We start from the raw sequence: 18,723 nt of genomic DNA, 5'->3' as shown, positions 1-18,723 counted from the left end.
TACTCAGCGACCATATCCGAGCGCCCCCAGCCGCGCTGCGCCGGGTGGTTCCCCGTTGCAGTGCCGACACCCACCGTCCTATCAGACCACGAGCATGTCGGGCGTGACGGCAGCTTCGGTATCCGGGATGCCCAGGTCCCTCGCCCGCTTGTCGGCCAACGCCAGCAGCCGGCGGATTCGCCCCGCGATGGCGTCCTTGGTCAGCGGCGGGTCGGCCAGCGCGCCCAGCTCCTCCAGGGACGCCTGCCGGTGCTCCAGACGCAGCCGGCCGGCCGAGGTCAGGTGCTGCGGTGCGTCGTCGGCGAGGATCTCCAGCGCCCGGGTCACCCGGGCGGCGGCGGCCACCGCGGCCCTCGCCGAACGGCGCAGGTTCGCGTCGTCGAAGTTGGCCAGCCGGTTGGCCGTCGCGCGTACCTCACGGCGGACCCGGCGCTCCTCCCAGGCCAGCACGCTGGCGTGGGCGCCGACCCGGGTGAGCAGCGCGGCGATGGCGTCACCGTCCTTGATCACCACCCGGTCCACGCCGCGCACCTCCCGGTGCTTCGCGGTGATGCCGGTGCGGCGGGCCGCGCCGACCAGGGCCAGGGCCGATTCCGGACCGGGGCAGGTGATCTCCATGGCGCTGGAACGGCCCGGCTCGGTCAGTGAGCCGTGCGCCATGAACGCGCCCCGCCAGGCGGAGACCGCGCAGCAGACGTTGGCGGCCACCACGTGCGGCGGCAGGCCGCGTACCGGCCGGCCCCGCACGTCCAGCAGCCCGGTCTGCCGCGCGAGGGCCTCGCCGTCCTTGACCACCCGGACGATGAAGTGGCTGCCCTTGCGCAGCCCGCCGGAAGCGAGTACGTGGATCTCGCTCGGGTAGCCGTACACCTCGGCGATCTCCCGGCGTAGCCGGCGGGCCACCGCGCCGGTGTCCAGTTCCGCCTCCACCACCACTCGACCGGAGACGATGTGCAGCCCACCGGCGAACCGCAGCAGCGCCGCCATTTCCGCCCGCCGACAGCAGGGCTTGGGCACGTCGACCCGACTCAGCTCGTCCTTGACCGCAGCCGTCATCGCCATTGTGCGTCCCCTCACGGACTGGTTCCGGCGTGTCGCCGGAGATTACGTACGTGTCTAACGATCGGCGCCCAGGACGGGCACCAGGGCGGCGCCAAGGGCGGCCGGATCATGACGGGGAGTGCCGTCGTCGACCGCGACGGGAGCAAGGACCAATCGTGCTCCCAGCGATTCTGCCGCACGCTCGACGGGTTCGGGGTCACCGACCGCCTTGGCATCGGCGAGCACGAAGTCGACCACCAGCCCCGGCAGGTACCAGCGCAGCGCCGCCAGATGGTCGGCGACGGAGAGGCCGAGGGTCTCCTTCTCGGCGGCGAGGTTGAGGGTGACCAGCCGCCGGGCCTGGCTGGCCAGGATCGCCGCGGCCAACTGAGGTACCAGCAGGTGCGGCAGCACGCTGGTGTACCAGCTGCCCGGCCCGAAGATCAGCCAGTCGGCCGCGCCGATCGCGGCGACCGCCTGCACGCACGCCGGCGGCGACTGCGGGGTGAGCCGCAGCGACTCGACCCGCCCGGTGGTGACCGCCACCTGGTGCTGCCCCCGTATGGTGCAGACCTCGTCGGGGCGGCCCGGGTCCGCCCCGCGTACCCGGGCCTCGATGTCGACCGGCTGGCACGACATCGGCAGCACCCGGCCGACCGCGCCGAGCATCGCCCCGGCGTGTTCCAGGGCGGCCACCGGGTCGCCGAGCAGCTCCATCAGCCCGCAGAGCACCAGATTGCCGACCGCGTGACCGGCCAGCGCGTCGCCCCGGCCGCAGCCGCCGTTGGCCCCCTCGGCGAAACGATGCTGGAACAGCCCCGCGCTGCGTCGGGTGGCGGGATGGTCGCCGGAGAGCGCGACCAACGCCTGCCGCAGGTCCCCGGGGGGCAGTCCGCCCCGCTCGGCGCGTAACCGCCCGCTGGAGCCGCCGTCGTCGCCGACCGTCACCACGGCGGTGATGTGCAGATCGAGCGCGGGTGCGCAACGCCGCAGCGCCCGCAGCGACGCGGACAGGCCGTGGCCGCCACCGAAGGCCACCACCCGGATCGTCATTCCCGCCCCAGGTCGCGGTGCTGGGCGTTGGCGGCCAGGCCGGTACGGCGCAGCCGGGCGGCCAGTTCCTCGGCGATCGCCACGCTGCGGTGCTTGCCGCCGGTGCAGCCGATCGCCACGGTCAGGTACCGCTTGCCCTCCCGCTCGAAGCCGGCGGTGGTGGCGTTGACCAGGTCCGCGTACGCCTCGACGAAGGCGTCCGCACCCTCCTGCCCCAGCACGTACGCGCTGACCGCCTCCTCCCGGCCGGTGTGCTCGCGCAGTTCCGGCACCCAGTACGGGTTGGGCAGGAACCGGGCGTCGAGCACGAAGTCGGCGTCGGGTGGCAGGCCGTACTTGAAGCCGAAGGAGAGCACTGTCACCCGTAGCCGGCGGGCGTCCTCGCCGCCGAATAGTTCCTCGACGCGCCGACGCAGCTGGTTGACGTTGAGGTGGCTGGTGTCAATGATCACGTCCGCCTGGTCGCGGGCCTCCTCCAGCAGGCCCCGCTCGACCGCGATGCCGTCGACGAGCCGCCCGTCGCCCTGCAACGGGTGCGACCGCCGGACGCTCTCGAACCGGCGGATCAGCACCTCGTCGTCGGCGTCCACGAAGACCACCCGAGGGGCGTAGCCGCGCTCCTTCAGCTCACGGATCGCCTCGGCCAAATCGGTGGAAAAGGCCCGGGAGCGTACATCCAGCACCATCGCGGTACGCCGGGCCGCCCCGCCGGCCTTCACCGCCAGCTCGGCCATGTCCAGCAGCAGCGCCTGCGGCAGGTTGTCCACCACGTAGAAGCCGACGTTCTCCAGGGCCCGGGCCACCGTGCTGCGGCCACCGCCCGACAGACCGGTGACCACGACCAGCGTGGTCTCCGTCTCCGTCTCCGCCGCCGCCCCGGAAACGCCGGTTTGGTGACCGGTCGTGTGCGCCTCGCCCACCCATCAACCCCCAAGCCGTGGCGCCGCGGTCGATGCCGACCGGGCGTTGGTCAATCAGCGACTCTAGTGCGCTGTCCAGGACCGATGCCACTGACGTCAGGAGCTCCTTCGGGACGACCCGGCCAGGCCAATCGGGCCGGAACACAGACGACACCACCTCTGTCGGCTGGCTGACGGCGTGGCGCGCAATCGGGCGCTATCCTGCGGCGATGGGCAGACCTGGGGCGCGATTGCGCTGGGTGGTGGCCCTTGTGTCGGTCACCGTCGCCGTGTTGGCCACAGTCGACCACGCCCGGCAGCGCGAAAGCGAGCGCGGCGCCAGCCCCGACGCGATCACGGTCACCGTCGAGGCCATGCTGCCGCAGCCGGACCAGGTCGCTGACCTGGCCGCCGCCTACGGCTGGCGGGACGGCGTGATCGGCGGCGACCCCGCCAACCAGTCGGTGCTGCTGCGGCTGCGTTGGTCCGGGCCACGCCAGCCGGGTACCTACCAGGTGATCCTGCTGGACAACCGGGTCACCCCACCCCGGGTGGTGCGGCCGATCGACGGCTGGGACGCCACCGGCAGCACCGGGACCAACTGGGCCGGCTCGTACGAGCGGCTGGCCGAGCGGTACGACTGGCTCGCCGGCCTCGGGCCCCGCCCCGAGTCGAGCGACTCGCTGCGTACTCCGGACAATTTCGGCGCGGTCGGCACCCGGGCGGTCGCCGACGGCAGCCTGGTGGCACTCTTCCGGATGGGCGTCGGCGCCGCCCCGCTCACCGATCCGTCCCACCTGTTGGTCGCCTTCTGCCACATCGACCCCACCGGCACCCTCCGCTGGGCCAAACCCGTCCCCGTCCCCTAGCCCTCCTGGCCACCTCGGAGGTGCCGCCGCCCTGGTTGATCGCGCGCCATGACGCCAGGTCGCGTGGACCATCAGGTTGATCAACTCGGTTTCGGCGGAATGGCGGACTTCTGACCCGGGATGCCGCCATCCCGCCGAAACGGCGGCCACGTCCGTCCCACGCCCTCGCTACACACGCCACACCTACTCATAGACCTTGGACAGCTTCTGTTCCGGCTGAACGGGAACTGTCCAAGATTTACATGCCTTCTCCCACGAGATGGGCGGCCCCGGAGGGCAGCCTCGCTCGCCGCGTCCGGAAGACACTCGATGCGCGCTCCTGGCCGCAGACCCTTACACGTGGTTCGTCAGGCGGAGGTCGGCACCGCATCGGGCATCGACCTGCATGTCGTCACGTCGCAGGTCGCTCGCGCGCCCGATCGGGCTCCCGCTTTGGAGGCACACATCGGCCGCTACGACGGGTCGTCCGTCGCATTCGAGGCCGAACGTCAGGTGGCAGGATATCCGGATCTGCTCCCCGAGCTGTCCATGGCGCGGGCTGACGGTCGTGCCCTCCGGGGCGCCGCGCCCCATGACGTGATCGCTCCCGTACCGGCTGACCCGATCATCGATCGCGGCGGGCACTGGTTGCTGACCTGGCGATCCCGCACGGACGACACCGAGGACGCTGCCTTCATGGTTCTCACCGCCTGCCGCATATGGCACTTCGCAGTTGAGCGGGTGCACAGCTCCAAGGCTCAAGCCGCACGGTGGGCGCTTGGCCGGCAACCTGGGTTGTCAGCGATCCGGCAGGCGGTTCAGCAATACGAGCACGACCCTGCCAGCAACCTCGACGATCAGGGCATAGCCGAATTGCTCGACACCGTGCTGCACGAAACCACCCCGCACAGCGACTCACCGGCAGCCGGCACGCGATGATCCGTCCCGGGGCCGTGCTGGCTGAAACTCGTGCTGGACTACCCCTGTGGCATGGCAGAACCAGCGATCAGCGTCGTCCCGACCGGCCGGATACACGCGGACCAGCCGATCCCTTCGAGCGCCTTCGCAAGATCATTTGGCTCATGGAAGACCTTCACGACCCGGTGCGTGCCGCCGTTTCCCAGCGGGCGTAGCACCGCTGGCGCCGGCTGCCCTACGAGTACCTCCTCGTTTGCAGACAGCAGTTCGCTCAGATCATCCATCGCCGAGCGCCGCCGAGATCAGGCGCGCAACCCGGCCACGAACGCCGACCAGGCAGCCCGCTCGAAGCGCAGCGCCGCCCCCGCCGGATCCTTCGAATCCCGCACCGCCAACCCGCCAACCACCTCCGCCACCTCGACGCAGTTGGAACCGCTGGCGCTGCTCCGACTACTCTTGCGCCACTTCGCCTGGTCAGCGGTCATCGGCTGGCCCCTTGTGGATGTAGGTCAATCCGGATAGTCGTCAGCCACCCGGCCCAGGAAGGCGGCCGACTCGTCGGGGTCGAGCGCCTTGGCCATGAGGTGGTCGAACATGAGTCTATATCGGGCTACGTGCCTGTCTTCCTCAAGCAAAAGGGTGCTGGAGTCGTTGTCGAGGTAGACCACCGTCGGGTCCAACGAGGGATCGGCGTAGTCAAGCAGGGCAAAGGGACCGCCCATCGCCGCATGGGCACCGGCTGAGAAGGGCAGGATCTGCATTTCGACGGTGGGCAGTTCGCACGCCTCGATCAGCCGCGCCAACTGCGCCCGCATCACCTTCGGCCCGCCGACCACCCGGCGGACGGCTGCCTCGTCGATGATCATCCACAACCTCGGCGGCTCATCTCTGGAGAGCAACACCTTGCGACCGAGGCGAGCTGCCACGCGCCGATCGACTTCATCCTGGTCGGCGGTGCTGCGGCCGGCCCGGACAATGGCCCGGACGTACTCCTCGGTCTGAAACAGACCGGGAACGTAGAGGCTTTCGTAGCTGCTGATGGACGTCGCCTCGGCCTCGAAACCCACGTAGTCGTCCGGCAACACGTCACCGTACGCGCTCCACCAGCCCTTCTGGCGGGCCTGCCGATGCAGTGCCGTCAGTGCCTCCCGCTCCTCCTCGGTGGCGCCGTAGAGGTCGAGCAACGTCTGCACGTCCTTGGCCATGACCCGCGAGTGCCCGAGTTCGAAGCGGATGACCTTCGTTCGGTGCCAGCCAAGCTGCTTGGCCACCTCTTCGGCGGTGCGGCCCGTGCGGTCGCGCAGCCGGCGCAGTTCCCGTCGCAGACGGCGGGCTCTGATCGTCGGGCTCGGCACTTGCGCCATCCTCAACACCTCCACGCAGAGTCACCGATTCATATCACGTGCGTGAAGGGGAATCAAGTCATCGCGAATGAAAGTAGGACGTTGCATTTCCGTCCGGCCTGGTTCAGGATTCCAGTGAGCATTCCATTACTCAGCGAGAGGAGCGGCGTGGATGACAACCGATCGTCGCGGTGGGAGCGGCGGGTTGAGCGGGGCGCTGGGTTTCAGGAGGAGTTGTCCGCCGTACTGGATGGGGCTGACGTGTCCGAACGGCAGCGAGCCGCGATCGCCCACGCGCTGACCAGGCCGAGCGCCCTCTCGTCGTACGTCGATGCGCTGGTCGACCGATACACGACGGAGCGCGAGCGGCGGTCGGGCGGCCCTTCGTCCAGCAACGCGGGCCGGTTTCCCCGCCGCTGGACGTTGCACCTGACCTACCTGGCCGCCGACCCCGATGAAGCCCGGGAGCAGGCGGTCGTCTACACGGAAGGACTTACGATCCTCCGCCCCGAACTGCCGGCCGGCGCGGCGCTGCTGTCCCGCGCCGACGCCTGGAACCACGTCGAGCCGGTGTTCTGCGGCCAGGTCGGCCCGGACAACAAGATCTGCATGGACGTCACCGGCCATCCCGGCTTCCACCGCGCGGCCGGTGTCAATGGCCTGAGCTGGGGCGACGGCGACGGCCCGCAGACCTCTCGGTGACGGGCGTTTCGAATCTTGGACAGGTTCCGAGGGTCGAACGGAAAGTGTCCATGATCGCGCGCGGGGCGCGAGCGGCGGGCGATGGCCTCGTAGAATCCTCGGATGGTCTCCCCCGCCGACGTGAGCATCACCGACCTGGCCACCTCCGACGCGCCTACCGGCGAGAAGGTGACAGCGGCCCTGGACGTGCTGCGGCGGGTCTTCGGGTACGACTCCTTCCGCGGCTTCCAGCGCGAGGTGATCGACCACGTGGTGGGCGGCGGGGACGCGCTGGTGCTGATGCCGACCGGAGGCGGCAAGTCGCTGTGCTACCAGATCCCGGCGCTGGTCCGCGACGGCGTCGCCGTGGTGATCTCGCCGCTGATCGCGTTGATGCAGGACCAGGTGGACGCGCTGACCGCGGTCGGCGTCCGGGCCGGTTTCCTCAACTCCACGCTCGATCTGGACACCCGTCGGCTGGTCGAGGCGGAGTTCCTGGCCGGGGAGATCGACCTGCTCTACCTCGCGCCGGAGGCGCTGGCCAGCCGGGCCACGCTGAGCCTGCTCGACCGGGGCCGGATCAGCCTGTTCGCCATCGACGAGGCGCACTGCGTGTCGCAGTGGGGGCACGACTTCCGCCCGGACTACCTGAACCTGTCGATGCTGCACGAACGCTGGCCGGGGGTGCCGCGCATCGCGCTGACCGCCACCGCGACCAGCGCCACCCGGGCCGAGATCGCCACCCGGCTCTCGCTGACCGAGGCGCGGCATTTCGTGGCGAGCTTCGACCGACCCAACATCCAGTACCGGATCGTGCCGAAGCGGGAGCCCCGCAAGCAACTGCTCGCCCTGCTGCGCGACGAGCATCCCGGCGATTCCGGGATCGTCTACTGCCTGTCCCGCGCCTCCGTGGAGAAGATCGCCGAGTTCCTGGTCGCCAACGGTGTCGACGCGCTGCCGTACCACGCCGGTCTGGACGCCGCGACCCGGGCCGCGAACCAGCAACGGTTCCTGCGCGCCGACGGCGTGGTGATGGTGGCCACGATCGCCTTCGGTATGGGCATCGACAAGCCGGACGTACGCTTCGTCGCTCACCTCGACCTGCCGAAATCGGTCGAGGGCTACTACCAGGAGACCGGCCGCGCGGGCCGTGACGGGCTGCCGTCGACGGCGTGGCTGGCGTACGGACTGCAGGACGTCGTGCAGCAGCGCAAGATGATCGACACCTCGGAGGGCGACCTGGCCCACCGGCGCAACCTCGCCGCCCACCTGGACGCGATGCTGGCGCTCTGCGAGACGGTCCGCTGCCGCCGGGTGCAGCTACTGGAGTACTTCGGCGAGCCGGCCACCGGCGGTTGCGGCAACTGCGACACCTGCCTGGAGCCGCCCGAGTCGTGGGACGGCACGGTGGCCGCGCAGAAACTGCTGTCGACGGTCTTCCGACTCGACCGGGAACGCAACCAGCGCTTCGGCGCCGGGCACTGCATCGACATCCTGCTGGGTCGCCGCACCGACAAGATCGTCCAGCACCGGCACGACGCGCTGACCGTGTTCGGCATCGGCGGTGAGCTGAGCGAGGCGGAGTGGCGTGGCGTGGTGCGACAACTGCTCGCCGAGGGGCTGCTCGCCGTCGAGGGCGATTACGGCACCCTGGCGCTCACCGACGCCAGCGCCGAGGTGCTCGGCCGACGGCGTACGGTGATGCTGCGCCGCGAACCGGCCCGCCCGGCGCGGGCGACGCGGACGGCCAAGCCCCGGGGCGCGGCCACCATGGTCGCGGAGTTGCCCGCCGAGGCGGCCGGCACCTTCGAGCGGCTGCGCGCCTGGCGGGCGGCGACCGCGAAGGAGCAGGGCGTGCCCGCGTACGTCATCTTCCACGACGCCACGCTGCGCCAGATCGCCGCCGAGGCCCCCGCCTCGCTGGCCGATCTCTCCCAGATCAGCGGCGTCGGCGAGGCCAAGCTGGCCAGGTACGGCGAGCAGATCCTTGCCGTGCTCACCGACTCCACGCCGTCTGACTGACGTCTCGGTGACGTCGCGGGCCTCGGCGCCCGGGTGACCGGTCGCCGCCCGGAGCAGCATCCCGACGGTCGCACGTTCCCCTCAGGGCGCAAGCCGTTGCGGTAGTCGTCCCTGTCGAGCTGAACCGTCTGCGCTATCAGACACAGGCTGGCCAAGATCGGCTCCGCGATCCGTTCACGCTCTCAGCTCGACAGGGACCCAGACACACACCCGCGTCCCGGGCACGTCGAGCAAACGCGCGGGGCCCGGACACGCCGAGCAAACGCGCGGGGCCCGGACACGCCGAGCAAACGCGCGGGGCCCGTCCCGACAGAAACCGTTCGAACGCGGTCAGTCGGTCGGTGGCGGCTTGCCGTCTTCGGCCTTGAGGGCGGAGAGGATGGCCTCGGCGGTGCGGGGGCCGACACCGGGGACTTCGGTGATCTCCTCGACGGTGGCGGCCGACAGGCGCTTGAGCGAGCCGAAGTGGCGCAACAGGGCCTTGCGGCGGACCTCGCCCAGGCCGGGGATGTTGTCCAGGGCGGAGGCGGTCATCCGCTTGGAGCGGCGCTGCCGATGGAAGGTGATGGCGAAGCGGTGCGCCTCGTCGCGTACCCGTTGCAGCAGGTAGAGCCCTTCCGACGTGCGCGGCAGGATGACCGGGAAGTCGTCGTCGGGCAGCCAGACCTCCTCCAGCCGCTTGGCCAGGCCGCAGAGCGCCACGTCGTCCACCCCCATCTCGGCGAGGGCCTGCGCGGCGGCGGCCACCTGCGGTGCGCCGCCGTCCACCACCACCAGTTGAGGGGGGTACGCGAACTTGCGCGGGCGTCCGGTGGTGGGGTCGACCAGCACGCCCACCCTCGGCTCGTTGCCGCCGCCGTCGAGCGCACCGGCCAGGTCCGCCGGGGCGGGCAGATCGGTGGCCGACTCGACGCCGGCCTCGCCGGTCTCGGCACGGGAGTCGAGGTAGCGGGCGAAGCGACGACGCAGCACCTCGGACATCGCCGAGAGATCGTCGGTGGCGCCCCGGATGATGAACCGGCGGTACTCGCTCTTGCGGGGCAGCCCGTCCTCGAAGACGACCATGCTCGCCACCACGTCGGTGCCCTGGATCTGCGAGATGTCGTAGCACTCGATGCGCAGCGGCGCGGTGCGCATGCCCAGCGCCTCGCTGATCTCGTCGAGGGCCTTGCTGCGGGTGGTCAGGTCGCCGGCCCGCTTGAGCTTGTGCCGGGCCAGGGCGTCGGTGGCGTTACGCTCGACCGTCTCCAGCAGGGCGCGCTTGTCACCGCGCTGCGGCACCCGCAGCGTCACCCGGCTGCCCCGGCGGCTGGAGAGCCACTCGGCCAACGCGTCGGCGTCGGCGGGCAGCTCCGGCACCAGCAGCTCGCGCGGCACGTCGGTCTCGCCCTGCTCGCCGCCGTAGACCTGGGTGCAGAAGTGGTGCACCAGGTCGCCGATGGTGAGGGCCTCGGTCTTCTCCACCACCCAGCCGCGCTGGCCGCGTACCCGGCCGCCGCGTACGTGGAAGACCTGCACCGCGGCTTCCAGGGGGTCGTCGGCGAAGGCGACCACGTCGGCGTCGGTGCCGTCGCCGAGCACCACCGTCTGCTTCTCCATCGCCCGCCGCAGCGCGGCGATGTCGTCGCGCAGCCGGGCCGCCCGCTCGAACTCCAGCTCCGCGCTGGCCTGGGCCATCTCGCGCTCCAGCTTGCGCACCATGGTGTCCGTGCGCCCGGCCATGAAGTCGCAGAAGCCGTCGACGATCTCGCGGTGCTGCTGCGCGCTGACGCTGCCCACGCAGGGCGCGGAGCACTTGCCGATGTAGCCGAGCAGGCAGGGCCGGCCGACCTGACCGGCCCGCTTGAAGACGCCGGCGGAGCAGGTCCGCGCCGGGAAGACCCGCAGCAGCAGGTCGAGCGTCTCGCGGATCGCCCAGGCGTGCGAGTACGGCCCGAAGTAGCGCACCCCCTTGCGCTTGGCGCCGCGCATCACCTGCAGGCGCGGAAACTCCTCGTCGAGGGTGACGGCCAGGTAGGGGTAGGACTTGTCGTCGCGGTAGCGGACGTTGAACCTCGGGTCGTACTGCTTGATCCAGGTGTATTCGAGCTGGAGCGCCTCGACCTCGGTGCCCACGGTGACCCAATCGACCGCTTCGGCCGTGGTGACCATCTGCCGGGTCCGCTCATGCATGCCGAGCAGATCCGAGAAGTACGAGTTGAGCCGGCTGCGCAGGTTGCGGGCCTTGCCGACGTAGATCACCCGGCCGGTGCCGTCGTAAAAGCGGTAGACCCCCGGCGACTCCGGGATGGTGCCGGCGGCGGGACGGTAGGTCGAGGGATCAGCCACGCCCCGAGACTAGTCGCCCCCGCCGACAGGTCCGAATCGTCCCTGATTGTCGATTTTCGGCCCCGTTTGGACCGATGGGCCCGCCTGCGATAATTGACGACTTCCAATACGGCGCGCGGAAGCCTACCATCCGGTAACCGAATGTTCTTCATGTGATGATCCCGTCCGATGGCCCCCCGTCCACAGAGGATCGCCATGCCCCTTCACGCCGCCACCCGCAGACTGCTCGCCGGCGCGACCGCCGCCGTCGCCGTCGCCTCCCTCGTCGCCACGCCGCCCAACGCAACCGCCACGGCCGCCACCACGGCGGCCCCGGACACCGTCTTCGCCGCCAACGTCGCCAGCGCCTTCGCCGGCAACGACCACTGCCTCGGCGAATGCTCGGAGATCCTGCCCCCGGGCCAGAACGGCAACGCCACGCTCGTCGAGATCCTCGCCAACCAGGCGTTCGGCACCCTGCCCCGGCACTCCGCCGACCAACTCGACAAGTACGCCAACCTCGTCTACGGCTACGCCGGTCTGCGCGCGGAGCAGATCGACACGTTCTTCCACGGCGCTTCCTTCGGCGTCGCCCCCAACCAGGTCGAACGCGACTACTCCCCACGCTCGGACGTACGCATCGTGCGGGACCGGGCCACCGGCGTTCCGCACATCACCGGCACCACCCGGGCCGGCACGATGTACGGCGCCGGCTACGCCGGAGCCGAGGACCGGCTGTTCACCATGGACCTGCTGCGCCACGTCGGCCGGGGCACCCTGACCTCCTTCGCCGGCGGCGCCCCCGGCAACCGGGCGCTGGAGCAGAGCGTCTGGCGTACCTCCCCGTACACCGAGGCGGACCTGGAAGCCCAGGTGGCGGCGCTGCGGCGCAAGAGCGGCGCGCGCGGCGAGCAGCTCTACGCCGACGTGCAGGAGTACATCGCCGGGATCAACGCCTACATCCGCACCTGCATGGCGGGGCGAAACTGTCCCGGCGAGTACGTGCTCACCGGCCACCTCGACGCGATCACCAACGCCGGCGGCCCGAAGCCGTTCACCATGACCGACCTGATCGCGATCGCCGGTGTGGTCGGCGGCCTGTTCGGCGGCGGTGGCGGCACCGAGATGCAGTCCGCGCTGGTCCGCCTCGCCGCGCGGGCCAGGTACGGACCGGTCGAGGGCGACCGGGTGTGGCAGGGCTTCCGGGGGCAGAACGACCCGGAGACCGTGCTGACCCTGCACGACGGGCAGAGCTTCCCGTACGGCGACGCCTCCCCCGACGCCCCCAGCGTGGTGCTGCCGGACGCCGGATCGGCGCGGGTCGAGCCGGTCGTCACCGACGCCACCGGCTCCGCCACCTCGACCTCCGACAGCGGCTCGGAGCTGGCCGCCGCCCTGTCCGGGCTGACCATCGACCCGACGCACCGGGGCATGTCCAACGCGGCGGTGATCTCCGGCGAGCACTCCGTCACCGGGCACCCGATCGCCGTCTTCGGGCCGCAGACCGGTTACTTCTCTCCGCAACTGCTGATGGTCCAGGAGTTGCAGGGGCCGGGAATCAGCGCCCGAGGCGCCGCGTTCGCCGGGCTCAACCTGTACGTGCTGCTCGGCCGGGGCCAGGACTACGCCTGGAGCGCCACCTCCGCCATCCAGGACATCACCGACACGTACGCGGTGCCGCTCTGCGCGCCGGGCGGCGGCACGCCGACGCTGGCCAGCAACCACTACCTGTTCCGGGGCCAGTGCCTGGCGATGGAGGAGCTGTCCCGGGTCAACCGGTGGAGCCCGACCGTGGCCGATGGCACCCCGGCCGGGTCGTACAAGCTGGTCGCCTGGCGGACCAGGCTGGGGCTGGTGGCCTGGCGGGGCACCGTCGACGGCGTCCCGCACGCCTTCACCCAGTTGCGCTCCACCTACGGGCGGGAAGCCGACTCGGCGATCGGCTTCCAGATGTTCAACGACCCGACCCGGATGGGCACCGCCGAGGCGTTCCTGGACTCGGCGCACAACGTGGAGTACGCCTTCAACTGGTTCTACGTCAACTCCACCGAGTCGGCGTACTTCAACTCCGGACTCAACCCGGTGCGCGCCGCCGGCAGCAACCCGAACCTGCCGATGAAGGCCGAACGCGCCAACGAATGGCTGGACTTCGACCCGGAGGCGGGCACCGCCCGCTACGCCCCGCGCTCCGCCCACCCCCAGTCGATCAACCAGGACTACTACATCAGCTGGAACAACAAACAGGTTAAGGACTTCGGGGCGGCCGACGGCAACTTCAGCTTCGGCGCCGTACACCGGGGTGACCTGCTGGACAAGCCGGTGCGCGCGGCCATCGCGGCGGGCCGGAAGTTCGACCGGGCATCCCTCACCGAGCTGGTGCAGCGGGCCGGCCTGACCGACCTGCGCGGCGCCGAGGTGCTCGGCGAACTGATCCGGGTGCTGGAGAGCCAGCCGGTCACCGACGGCGCGCTGGCCGCCGAGATCAGCCGACTCAAAGCGTGGCGGCAGGCTGGCGCGCTGCGGGTGGAGACCGCCAAGGGCAGCAAGGTCTACCAGCACGCCGAGGCGATCCGCACCTTCGACGCCTGGTGGCCGCTGTTGGTGCGGGGGATGTTCCGCGACCCACTCGGCCCGGAGCTCTACCAGTCCCTGGTCAACACCCTCCAGATCAACGAGTCGCCCTCCGGGCATCAGCAGGGCGACCTGTCGAACCTGCCCTCCTCAGCCAACAGCGCACAGACCCACAAGGGCTCGGCCTTCCAGTACGGCTGGTGGGGCTACGTCGACAAGGACCTGCGGGCGGTCCTCGGTGACCCGGTCGCGGGCGGCCTCGGGCGTACCTTCTGCGGCAGCGGCAACCTGGGCTCCTGCCGGCAGATCCTGCTCGACACCCTGCGCACGGCGGCAGCCACGCCGGCCACCACCACCTACCCGGGCGACGCCAGCTGCGCCGCCGGCGATCAGTGGTGCGCGGACGCGATCATCCAGTCGCCGCTGGGTGGGATCAAGCACGCCACCATCGCCTGGCAGAACCGCCCCACCTACCAGCAGGTGGTCTCGTTCCCGGCCCGGCGCGGTGCCGACCTGACGAACCTGGCCCTCGGGCGGCCGGTGAGCGCCTCCAGCAACCAGTTGCTCCATCCGGCGGCCCGTGCCGTCGACGGCGACCTGGGCACCCGCTGGGCCAGTTCCTGGTCGGACAACCAGTGGATCAGGGTGGACCTGGGCGGCGTACGGCAGGTTGGCCGGGTGGTCCTGGCCTGGGAAGCGGCGTACGCCCGCTCGTACCGGATCGAGGTCTCCACCGACGGAACGACCTGGCGGCAGGTCTGGGCCACCACGGCCGGTGACGGCGGCACCGACGTGGTCGCCTTCGCCCCGCAGCAGGCCCGCTACGTGCGGATGGTCGGCCTCACCCGGGGCACCTCCTACGGATTCTCGCTGTGGGAGCTGTCCGTGTACGCCCACTGAGCGACATCCCGTGGTGGCCGGGACGTCACCCGGCCACCACCGCATCTCAGGCGAGAGAGATGTGGTCGCCGGAAACCTTGACGTCCTTGGGTGCCAGTGGGGCCGGGGACGGACCCGACTGGACCGAGCCGTCCTCGATCGAGAACCGGCTGTTGTGGCAGACGCAGTTGATGGTGCCGCCCTCGACGGTCGTCACGCTGCACCCCTGGTGCGGGCACTTCGGGTCGAAGCCCCGGAACTCCCCCGGGGTCGGCTGGGTGATCACGATGCCCTGGGCGGCGAGGACGGCACCCCCGCCGACCGGGATGTCGGTGGTCCGGGCCAGGGACTGGGCCCCCTGCCGGTCGCCGCCGCCGGCGTCGCCGGTCTGCGTCACGGCCGGCCCCGGACTGGTCGACGCGGTGCCGTTGTCGTGCTCGTCGCCGCAGGCCGACAACACCACCGCCGCACCGGCCGCCCCTGCGCCGGCCAGCAGGGCCCGCCGCGTCCGCAGCGCCGCTCCGGTCACCACCGGCTCCTCAGTCATGCCCACCCCTCCTCGTTCAACCCGCCGTGCATGGCCCATCGCCGCCATGCCAAACACGAACCACTCTGCCCAACGCTGCACCCCATCGACCACCCGGGCCAGCATCCCCACGCACCACTATCGCCCCGCTGCCGCCATCGTCGCGTCAAGGGGTTTGCGTCAGGGACCCGTGCAAATTTGACGCAAACCTCTTGATCAACTCTGGCGTCGCGGCGATGGCCGCTCGATCGCATCGCGCCGGTGGCGCCGGGCGGTGGCAGCCGCCCGACGCCGTGGCGCGGGATCTACGCGCGGGTTTCAGCGCGCGAAGGCAGGGTGTTCGGGGTCAGCGCGTCGCGGTGGCCTTGCTGCCGTTGGCCTTGGTGCCGTTCGCCTTGCTGCCGTTGGCCTTGGTGCCGTTCGCCTTGCTGCCGTTCGCCTTGCTGCCGTTGGCCTTGGCCGCTCGGGCGGTGGCCGCCGCCGCGCCCTTGGCCGCGCCGTCGAGCTTGAGCACGGTACGCAGGAACTGCCCGGTGTGGCTCTCGACGACCTCGGCCACCTCCTCGGGGGTGCCGGCGGCGAGCACGGTGCCGCCCCGGTGACCGCCCTCGGGCCCCATGTCGATCAGCCAGTCGGCGCTCTTGATCACGTCGAGGTTGTGCTCGATCGTGATCACCGTGTTGCCCTTGTCGACCAGACCCTCCAGCACCAGCAGCAGCTTACGGATGTCCTCGAAGTGCAGGCCGGTGGTCGGCTCGTCCAGCACGTAGACCGTCCGCCCGGTGGAGCGCTTCTGCAACTCGGAGGCGAGCTTGACCCGCTGCGCCTCACCGCCGGAGAGCGTCGGCGCCGGCTGGCCCAGCCGTACGTAGCCGAGGCCCACGTCGACCAGCGTCTTGAGGTGCCGGTGAATGGCGGGGATGGCGGAGAAGAACTCGGCCGCCTCCTCGATCGGCATGTCCAGCACGTCGGCGACGGTCCTGCCCTTGTAGTGCACCTCCAGGGTCTCCCGGTTGTACCGGGCGCCCTTGCAGACCTCGCACGGGACGTACACGTCGGGCAGGAAGTTCATCTCGATCTTGATCGTGCCGTCGCCGGAGCACGCCTCGCAGCGACCACCCTTGACGTTGAACGAGAACCGGCCCGGGCCGTACCCCCGGACCTTGGCCTCGGTGGTCTCGGCGAACAGTTTGCGCACGTGGTCCCAGACCCCGGTGTAGGTGGCGGGGTTGGAGCGCGGCGTACGGCCGATCGGCGACTGGTCGACGCCGACGACCTTGTCCACGTGCTCCAGACCGGAGACCCGGGTGTGCCGGCCGGGCACCAGCCGGGCGCCGTTGATCTGGTTGGCCAACACGGCGTAGAGGATGTCGTTGACCAGGGTCGACTTGCCCGACCCGCTGACCCCGGTGACGGCGATCAACTGGCCGAGCGGGAAGCTCACGGTCAGGTTGCGCAGGTTGTGTTCGCGCGCCCCGTGCACCACCAGCTCACGCCCCGGCGTCTGCGGCCGGCGGCTCTTCGGCATCGGAATCTCCCGGCGCCCCGCGAGGTACGCCCCGGTCAGCGACTCCGGGTTGGTCAGCAACGCCGGCACCGAACCGCTGTGCACGATCCGCCCGCCGTGCTCACCGGCACCGGGACCGATGTCCACGATCCAGTCGGCGGTGCGGATGGTGTCCTCGTCGTGCTCCACCACGATCAACGTGTTGCCGAGCCCACGCAGCCGCACCAGGGTCTCGATCAGCCGATGGTTGTCGCGCTGATGCAGACCGATGGAGGGCTCGTCCAGCACGTAGAGCACCCCGACCAGGCCGGAGCCGATCTGGGTGGCCAGCCGGATGCGCTGCGCCTCGCCACCGGAGAGGGTGCCGGCGGGCCGGTCCAGGGAGAGGTAATCCAGGCCGACGTCGAGCAGGAACCGCAGCCGGGCGTTGATCTCCTTGAGCACCCGCTCGGCGATCAACTTCTGCCGGTCGGTCAGCTCGATGCCGGCCAGCAGGTCGGCGCACTCGCCCACCGACAGGTTGCACACCTCGGCGATGCTGCGCCCGGCCAGAGTGACCGCGAGCACCTCGGGCTTGAGGCGGGCGCCGCCGCAGGCCGCGCAGGGCACGTCGCGCATGTAGCCCTCGTACTTCTCCCGCGACCACTCCGACTCGGTGTCGGAGTGCCGGCGCTCGATCCACTGCACCACGCCCTCGAAGCCGGTGTAGTACGAGCGTTCCCGGCCGTACTTGTTGCGGTAGCGCACGTGCACCTGGTCGTCGGAGCCGTGCAGGATGGTCTTCTGCGCCCGCGACGGCAACGCCCGCCACGGCGTGTCGATGTCGAAGTGCTCCACGGCGCCGAGGGCCTCCAGCAGGCGCAGGAAGTACTCCAGGTTGTGCCCGGTCGACCAGGGCTGGATCGCGCCCTCGCGCAGGCTGCGCTCCGGGTCGGGCACGACCAGTTCCGGGTCCACCTCCTTCTTGGTGCCCAGGCCGGTGCACTCGGGGCAGGCGCCGTACGGCGCGTTGAAGGAGAAGACCCGGGGTTCCAGGTCCTCGATCGCCAAGGGGTGGTCGTTGGGGCAGGCCAGGTGCTCGGAGTAGCGGCGCTCCCGGTCGGGGTCGTCCTCGGGCAGGTCGACGAAGTCGAGCAGGACCAGACCGCCGGAGAGCCCCAGCGCAGCCTCGATCGAGTCGGTCAGCCGCTGCTGGGCACTCGGCTTGACGCTGAGCCGGTCGATCACCACCTCGATGGTGTGCTTTTCCTGCTTCTTCAGCTTCGGCGGGTCGGTGAGCTGGTGCACCACGCCGTCGACCCGGGCCCGCGCGTACCCCTTGGACTGGAGTTCGGCGAACAGGTCGACGTACTCGCCCTTGCGGCCCCGGACCACCGGGGCGAGGACCATGAACCGGGTCCCCTCGGCCATCGTGAGGACCCGATCGACGATCTGCTGCGGGCTCTGCTTGGAGATCCGCTCGCCGCAGACCGGGCAGTGCGGCTCGCCGACCCGAGCGAACAGCAGCCGCAGGTAGTCGTAGACCTCGGTGATGGTGCCGACGGTGGAACGCGGGTTGCGGGAGGTCGACTTCTGGTCGATCGACACCGCCGGGCTCAGCCCTTCAATGAAGTCGACGTCCGGCTTGTCCATCTGACCGAGGAACTGCCGGGCGTACGACGACAGCGACTCGACATAGCGGCGCTGCCCTTCGGCGAAGATCGTGTCGAAGGCCAGGCTCGACTTGCCCGACCCGGAGAGCCCGGTGAACACGATCAGGGCGTCCCGGGGCAGGTCGAGGCTGACGTCACGCAGGTTGTGCTCGCGTGCGCCACGGATGATCAGACGGTCGGCCACGGTCCGTGTACTCCCGGGTGAGGTGAGGAGGAAGATCTGTCCGCTTTTGGGATGACCTCAACGGCCCTCCCGCGGTTGTGCCAGCGCAGAGAGTGCGCCCCGGCAACTGTAAACCCGCCCCCCGACAACTCCCCCACCCCACACCTCCCCACACCCCCACACCCCCGCCCCGCCCCATCCCCCGCCCCATCCCCCGCCCCTCCCCGCACCCTCGCACCCCGCCCTCCCCGCATCCCGCATCCCGCACCCCGCACCCCGCACCCCGCACCCCGCACCCCGCACCCCGCACCCC

At 70.6% G+C, this 18,723-nt stretch carries 13 protein-coding genes; 5 read left to right on the top strand and 8 right to left on the bottom strand.

What is annotated here, in order from left to right:
- Positions 1–81: 81 nt before the first annotated feature.
- From whiA to rapZ, 3 genes are read right to left on the bottom strand one after another with little or no spacing between them, the layout of a single operon-like run.
- Positions 82–1,062, bottom strand: coding sequence for a DNA-binding protein WhiA (gene whiA, locus Vqi01_RS14005; protein WP_204035218.1), 981 nt, complete (start codon positions 1,060–1,062; stop codon positions 82–84).
- A gap of 54 nt (positions 1,063–1,116) precedes the next feature.
- Positions 1,117–2,094: a gluconeogenesis factor YvcK family protein gene (locus tag Vqi01_RS14000; protein WP_204035217.1), complete on the bottom strand. Its 978-nt coding sequence runs from the start codon at positions 2,092–2,094 to the stop codon at positions 1,117–1,119.
- Positions 2,091–2,939, bottom strand: a complete 849-nt coding sequence (rapZ, locus tag Vqi01_RS13995; protein ID WP_204035269.1) for an RNase adapter RapZ — start codon at positions 2,937–2,939, stop codon at positions 2,091–2,093. Before rapZ ends, Vqi01_RS14000 begins: the two co-directional genes overlap by 4 nt.
- Before the next feature lie 284 nt (positions 2,940–3,223).
- Between rapZ and Vqi01_RS13990 the strand changes: the two genes are divergently transcribed.
- A complete protein-coding gene (locus Vqi01_RS13990) occupies positions 3,224–3,862 on the top strand; it encodes a hypothetical protein (protein ID WP_204035216.1) in 639 nt (212 codons plus the stop codon).
- A 339-nt stretch (positions 3,863–4,201) separates the two neighbouring features.
- Entirely contained in the window at positions 4,202–4,780 is a 579-nt protein-coding gene (locus Vqi01_RS13985) for an aminoglycoside adenylyltransferase domain-containing protein (RefSeq protein WP_204035215.1), read from the top strand.
- A gap of 281 nt (positions 4,781–5,061) precedes the next feature.
- Here Vqi01_RS13985 and Vqi01_RS13980 read toward each other — a convergent pair whose 3' ends face one another.
- Both Vqi01_RS13980 and Vqi01_RS13975 read right to left on the bottom strand, forming a co-directional pair.
- On the bottom strand, positions 5,062–5,244 hold the full coding sequence (locus tag Vqi01_RS13980) for a DUF397 domain-containing protein (RefSeq protein ID WP_204035214.1): 183 nt from the start codon (positions 5,242–5,244) through the stop codon (positions 5,062–5,064).
- A 24-nt stretch (positions 5,245–5,268) separates the two neighbouring features.
- Complete coding sequence (locus Vqi01_RS13975) at positions 5,269–6,123, bottom strand: helix-turn-helix domain-containing protein (RefSeq protein ID WP_204035213.1); 855 nt, start codon at positions 6,121–6,123, stop codon at positions 5,269–5,271.
- 147 nt (positions 6,124–6,270) lie between these two features.
- Between Vqi01_RS13975 and Vqi01_RS13970 the strand changes: the two genes are divergently transcribed.
- Both Vqi01_RS13970 and recQ read left to right on the top strand, forming a co-directional pair.
- A complete protein-coding gene (locus Vqi01_RS13970; RefSeq protein ID WP_204035212.1) occupies positions 6,271–6,804 on the top strand; it encodes a hypothetical protein in 534 nt (177 codons plus the stop codon).
- A 102-nt stretch (positions 6,805–6,906) separates the two neighbouring features.
- Positions 6,907–8,805 (top strand): DNA helicase RecQ, encoded by a 1,899-nt coding sequence (recQ, locus tag Vqi01_RS13965; protein ID WP_204035211.1) that lies wholly within the window; start codon positions 6,907–6,909, stop codon positions 8,803–8,805.
- A gap of 330 nt (positions 8,806–9,135) precedes the next feature.
- Here recQ and uvrC read toward each other — a convergent pair whose 3' ends face one another.
- Positions 9,136–11,133, bottom strand: coding sequence for an excinuclease ABC subunit UvrC (gene uvrC, locus Vqi01_RS13960; protein ID WP_204035210.1), 1,998 nt, complete (start codon positions 11,131–11,133; stop codon positions 9,136–9,138).
- Between the two features lie 195 nt (positions 11,134–11,328).
- Between uvrC and Vqi01_RS13955 the strand changes: the two genes are divergently transcribed.
- Positions 11,329–14,583 (top strand): penicillin acylase family protein, encoded by a 3,255-nt coding sequence (locus tag Vqi01_RS13955; RefSeq protein WP_204035209.1) that lies wholly within the window; start codon positions 11,329–11,331, stop codon positions 14,581–14,583.
- Positions 14,584–14,629: 46 nt separating this feature from the next.
- Here Vqi01_RS13955 and Vqi01_RS13950 read toward each other — a convergent pair whose 3' ends face one another.
- Positions 14,630–15,109 carry a Rieske (2Fe-2S) protein gene (locus tag Vqi01_RS13950; protein WP_204035208.1) on the bottom strand — a complete coding sequence of 160 codons (480 nt, stop codon included), beginning with the start codon at positions 15,107–15,109 and terminating at the stop codon, positions 14,630–14,632.
- Between the two features lie 325 nt (positions 15,110–15,434).
- Positions 15,435–18,431 carry an excinuclease ABC subunit UvrA gene (gene uvrA / locus Vqi01_RS13945; RefSeq protein WP_204035207.1) on the bottom strand — a complete coding sequence of 999 codons (2,997 nt, stop codon included), beginning with the start codon at positions 18,429–18,431 and terminating at the stop codon, positions 15,435–15,437.
- Positions 18,432–18,723: the final 292 nt, after the last annotated feature.

The sequence above is a fragment of the Micromonospora qiuiae genome (genome assembly GCF_016863555.1).
Taxonomy (GTDB): Bacteria; Actinomycetota; Actinomycetes; order Mycobacteriales; family Micromonosporaceae; genus Micromonospora; species Micromonospora qiuiae.
This window is presented reverse-complemented; position numbering and strand designations above follow the sequence as displayed.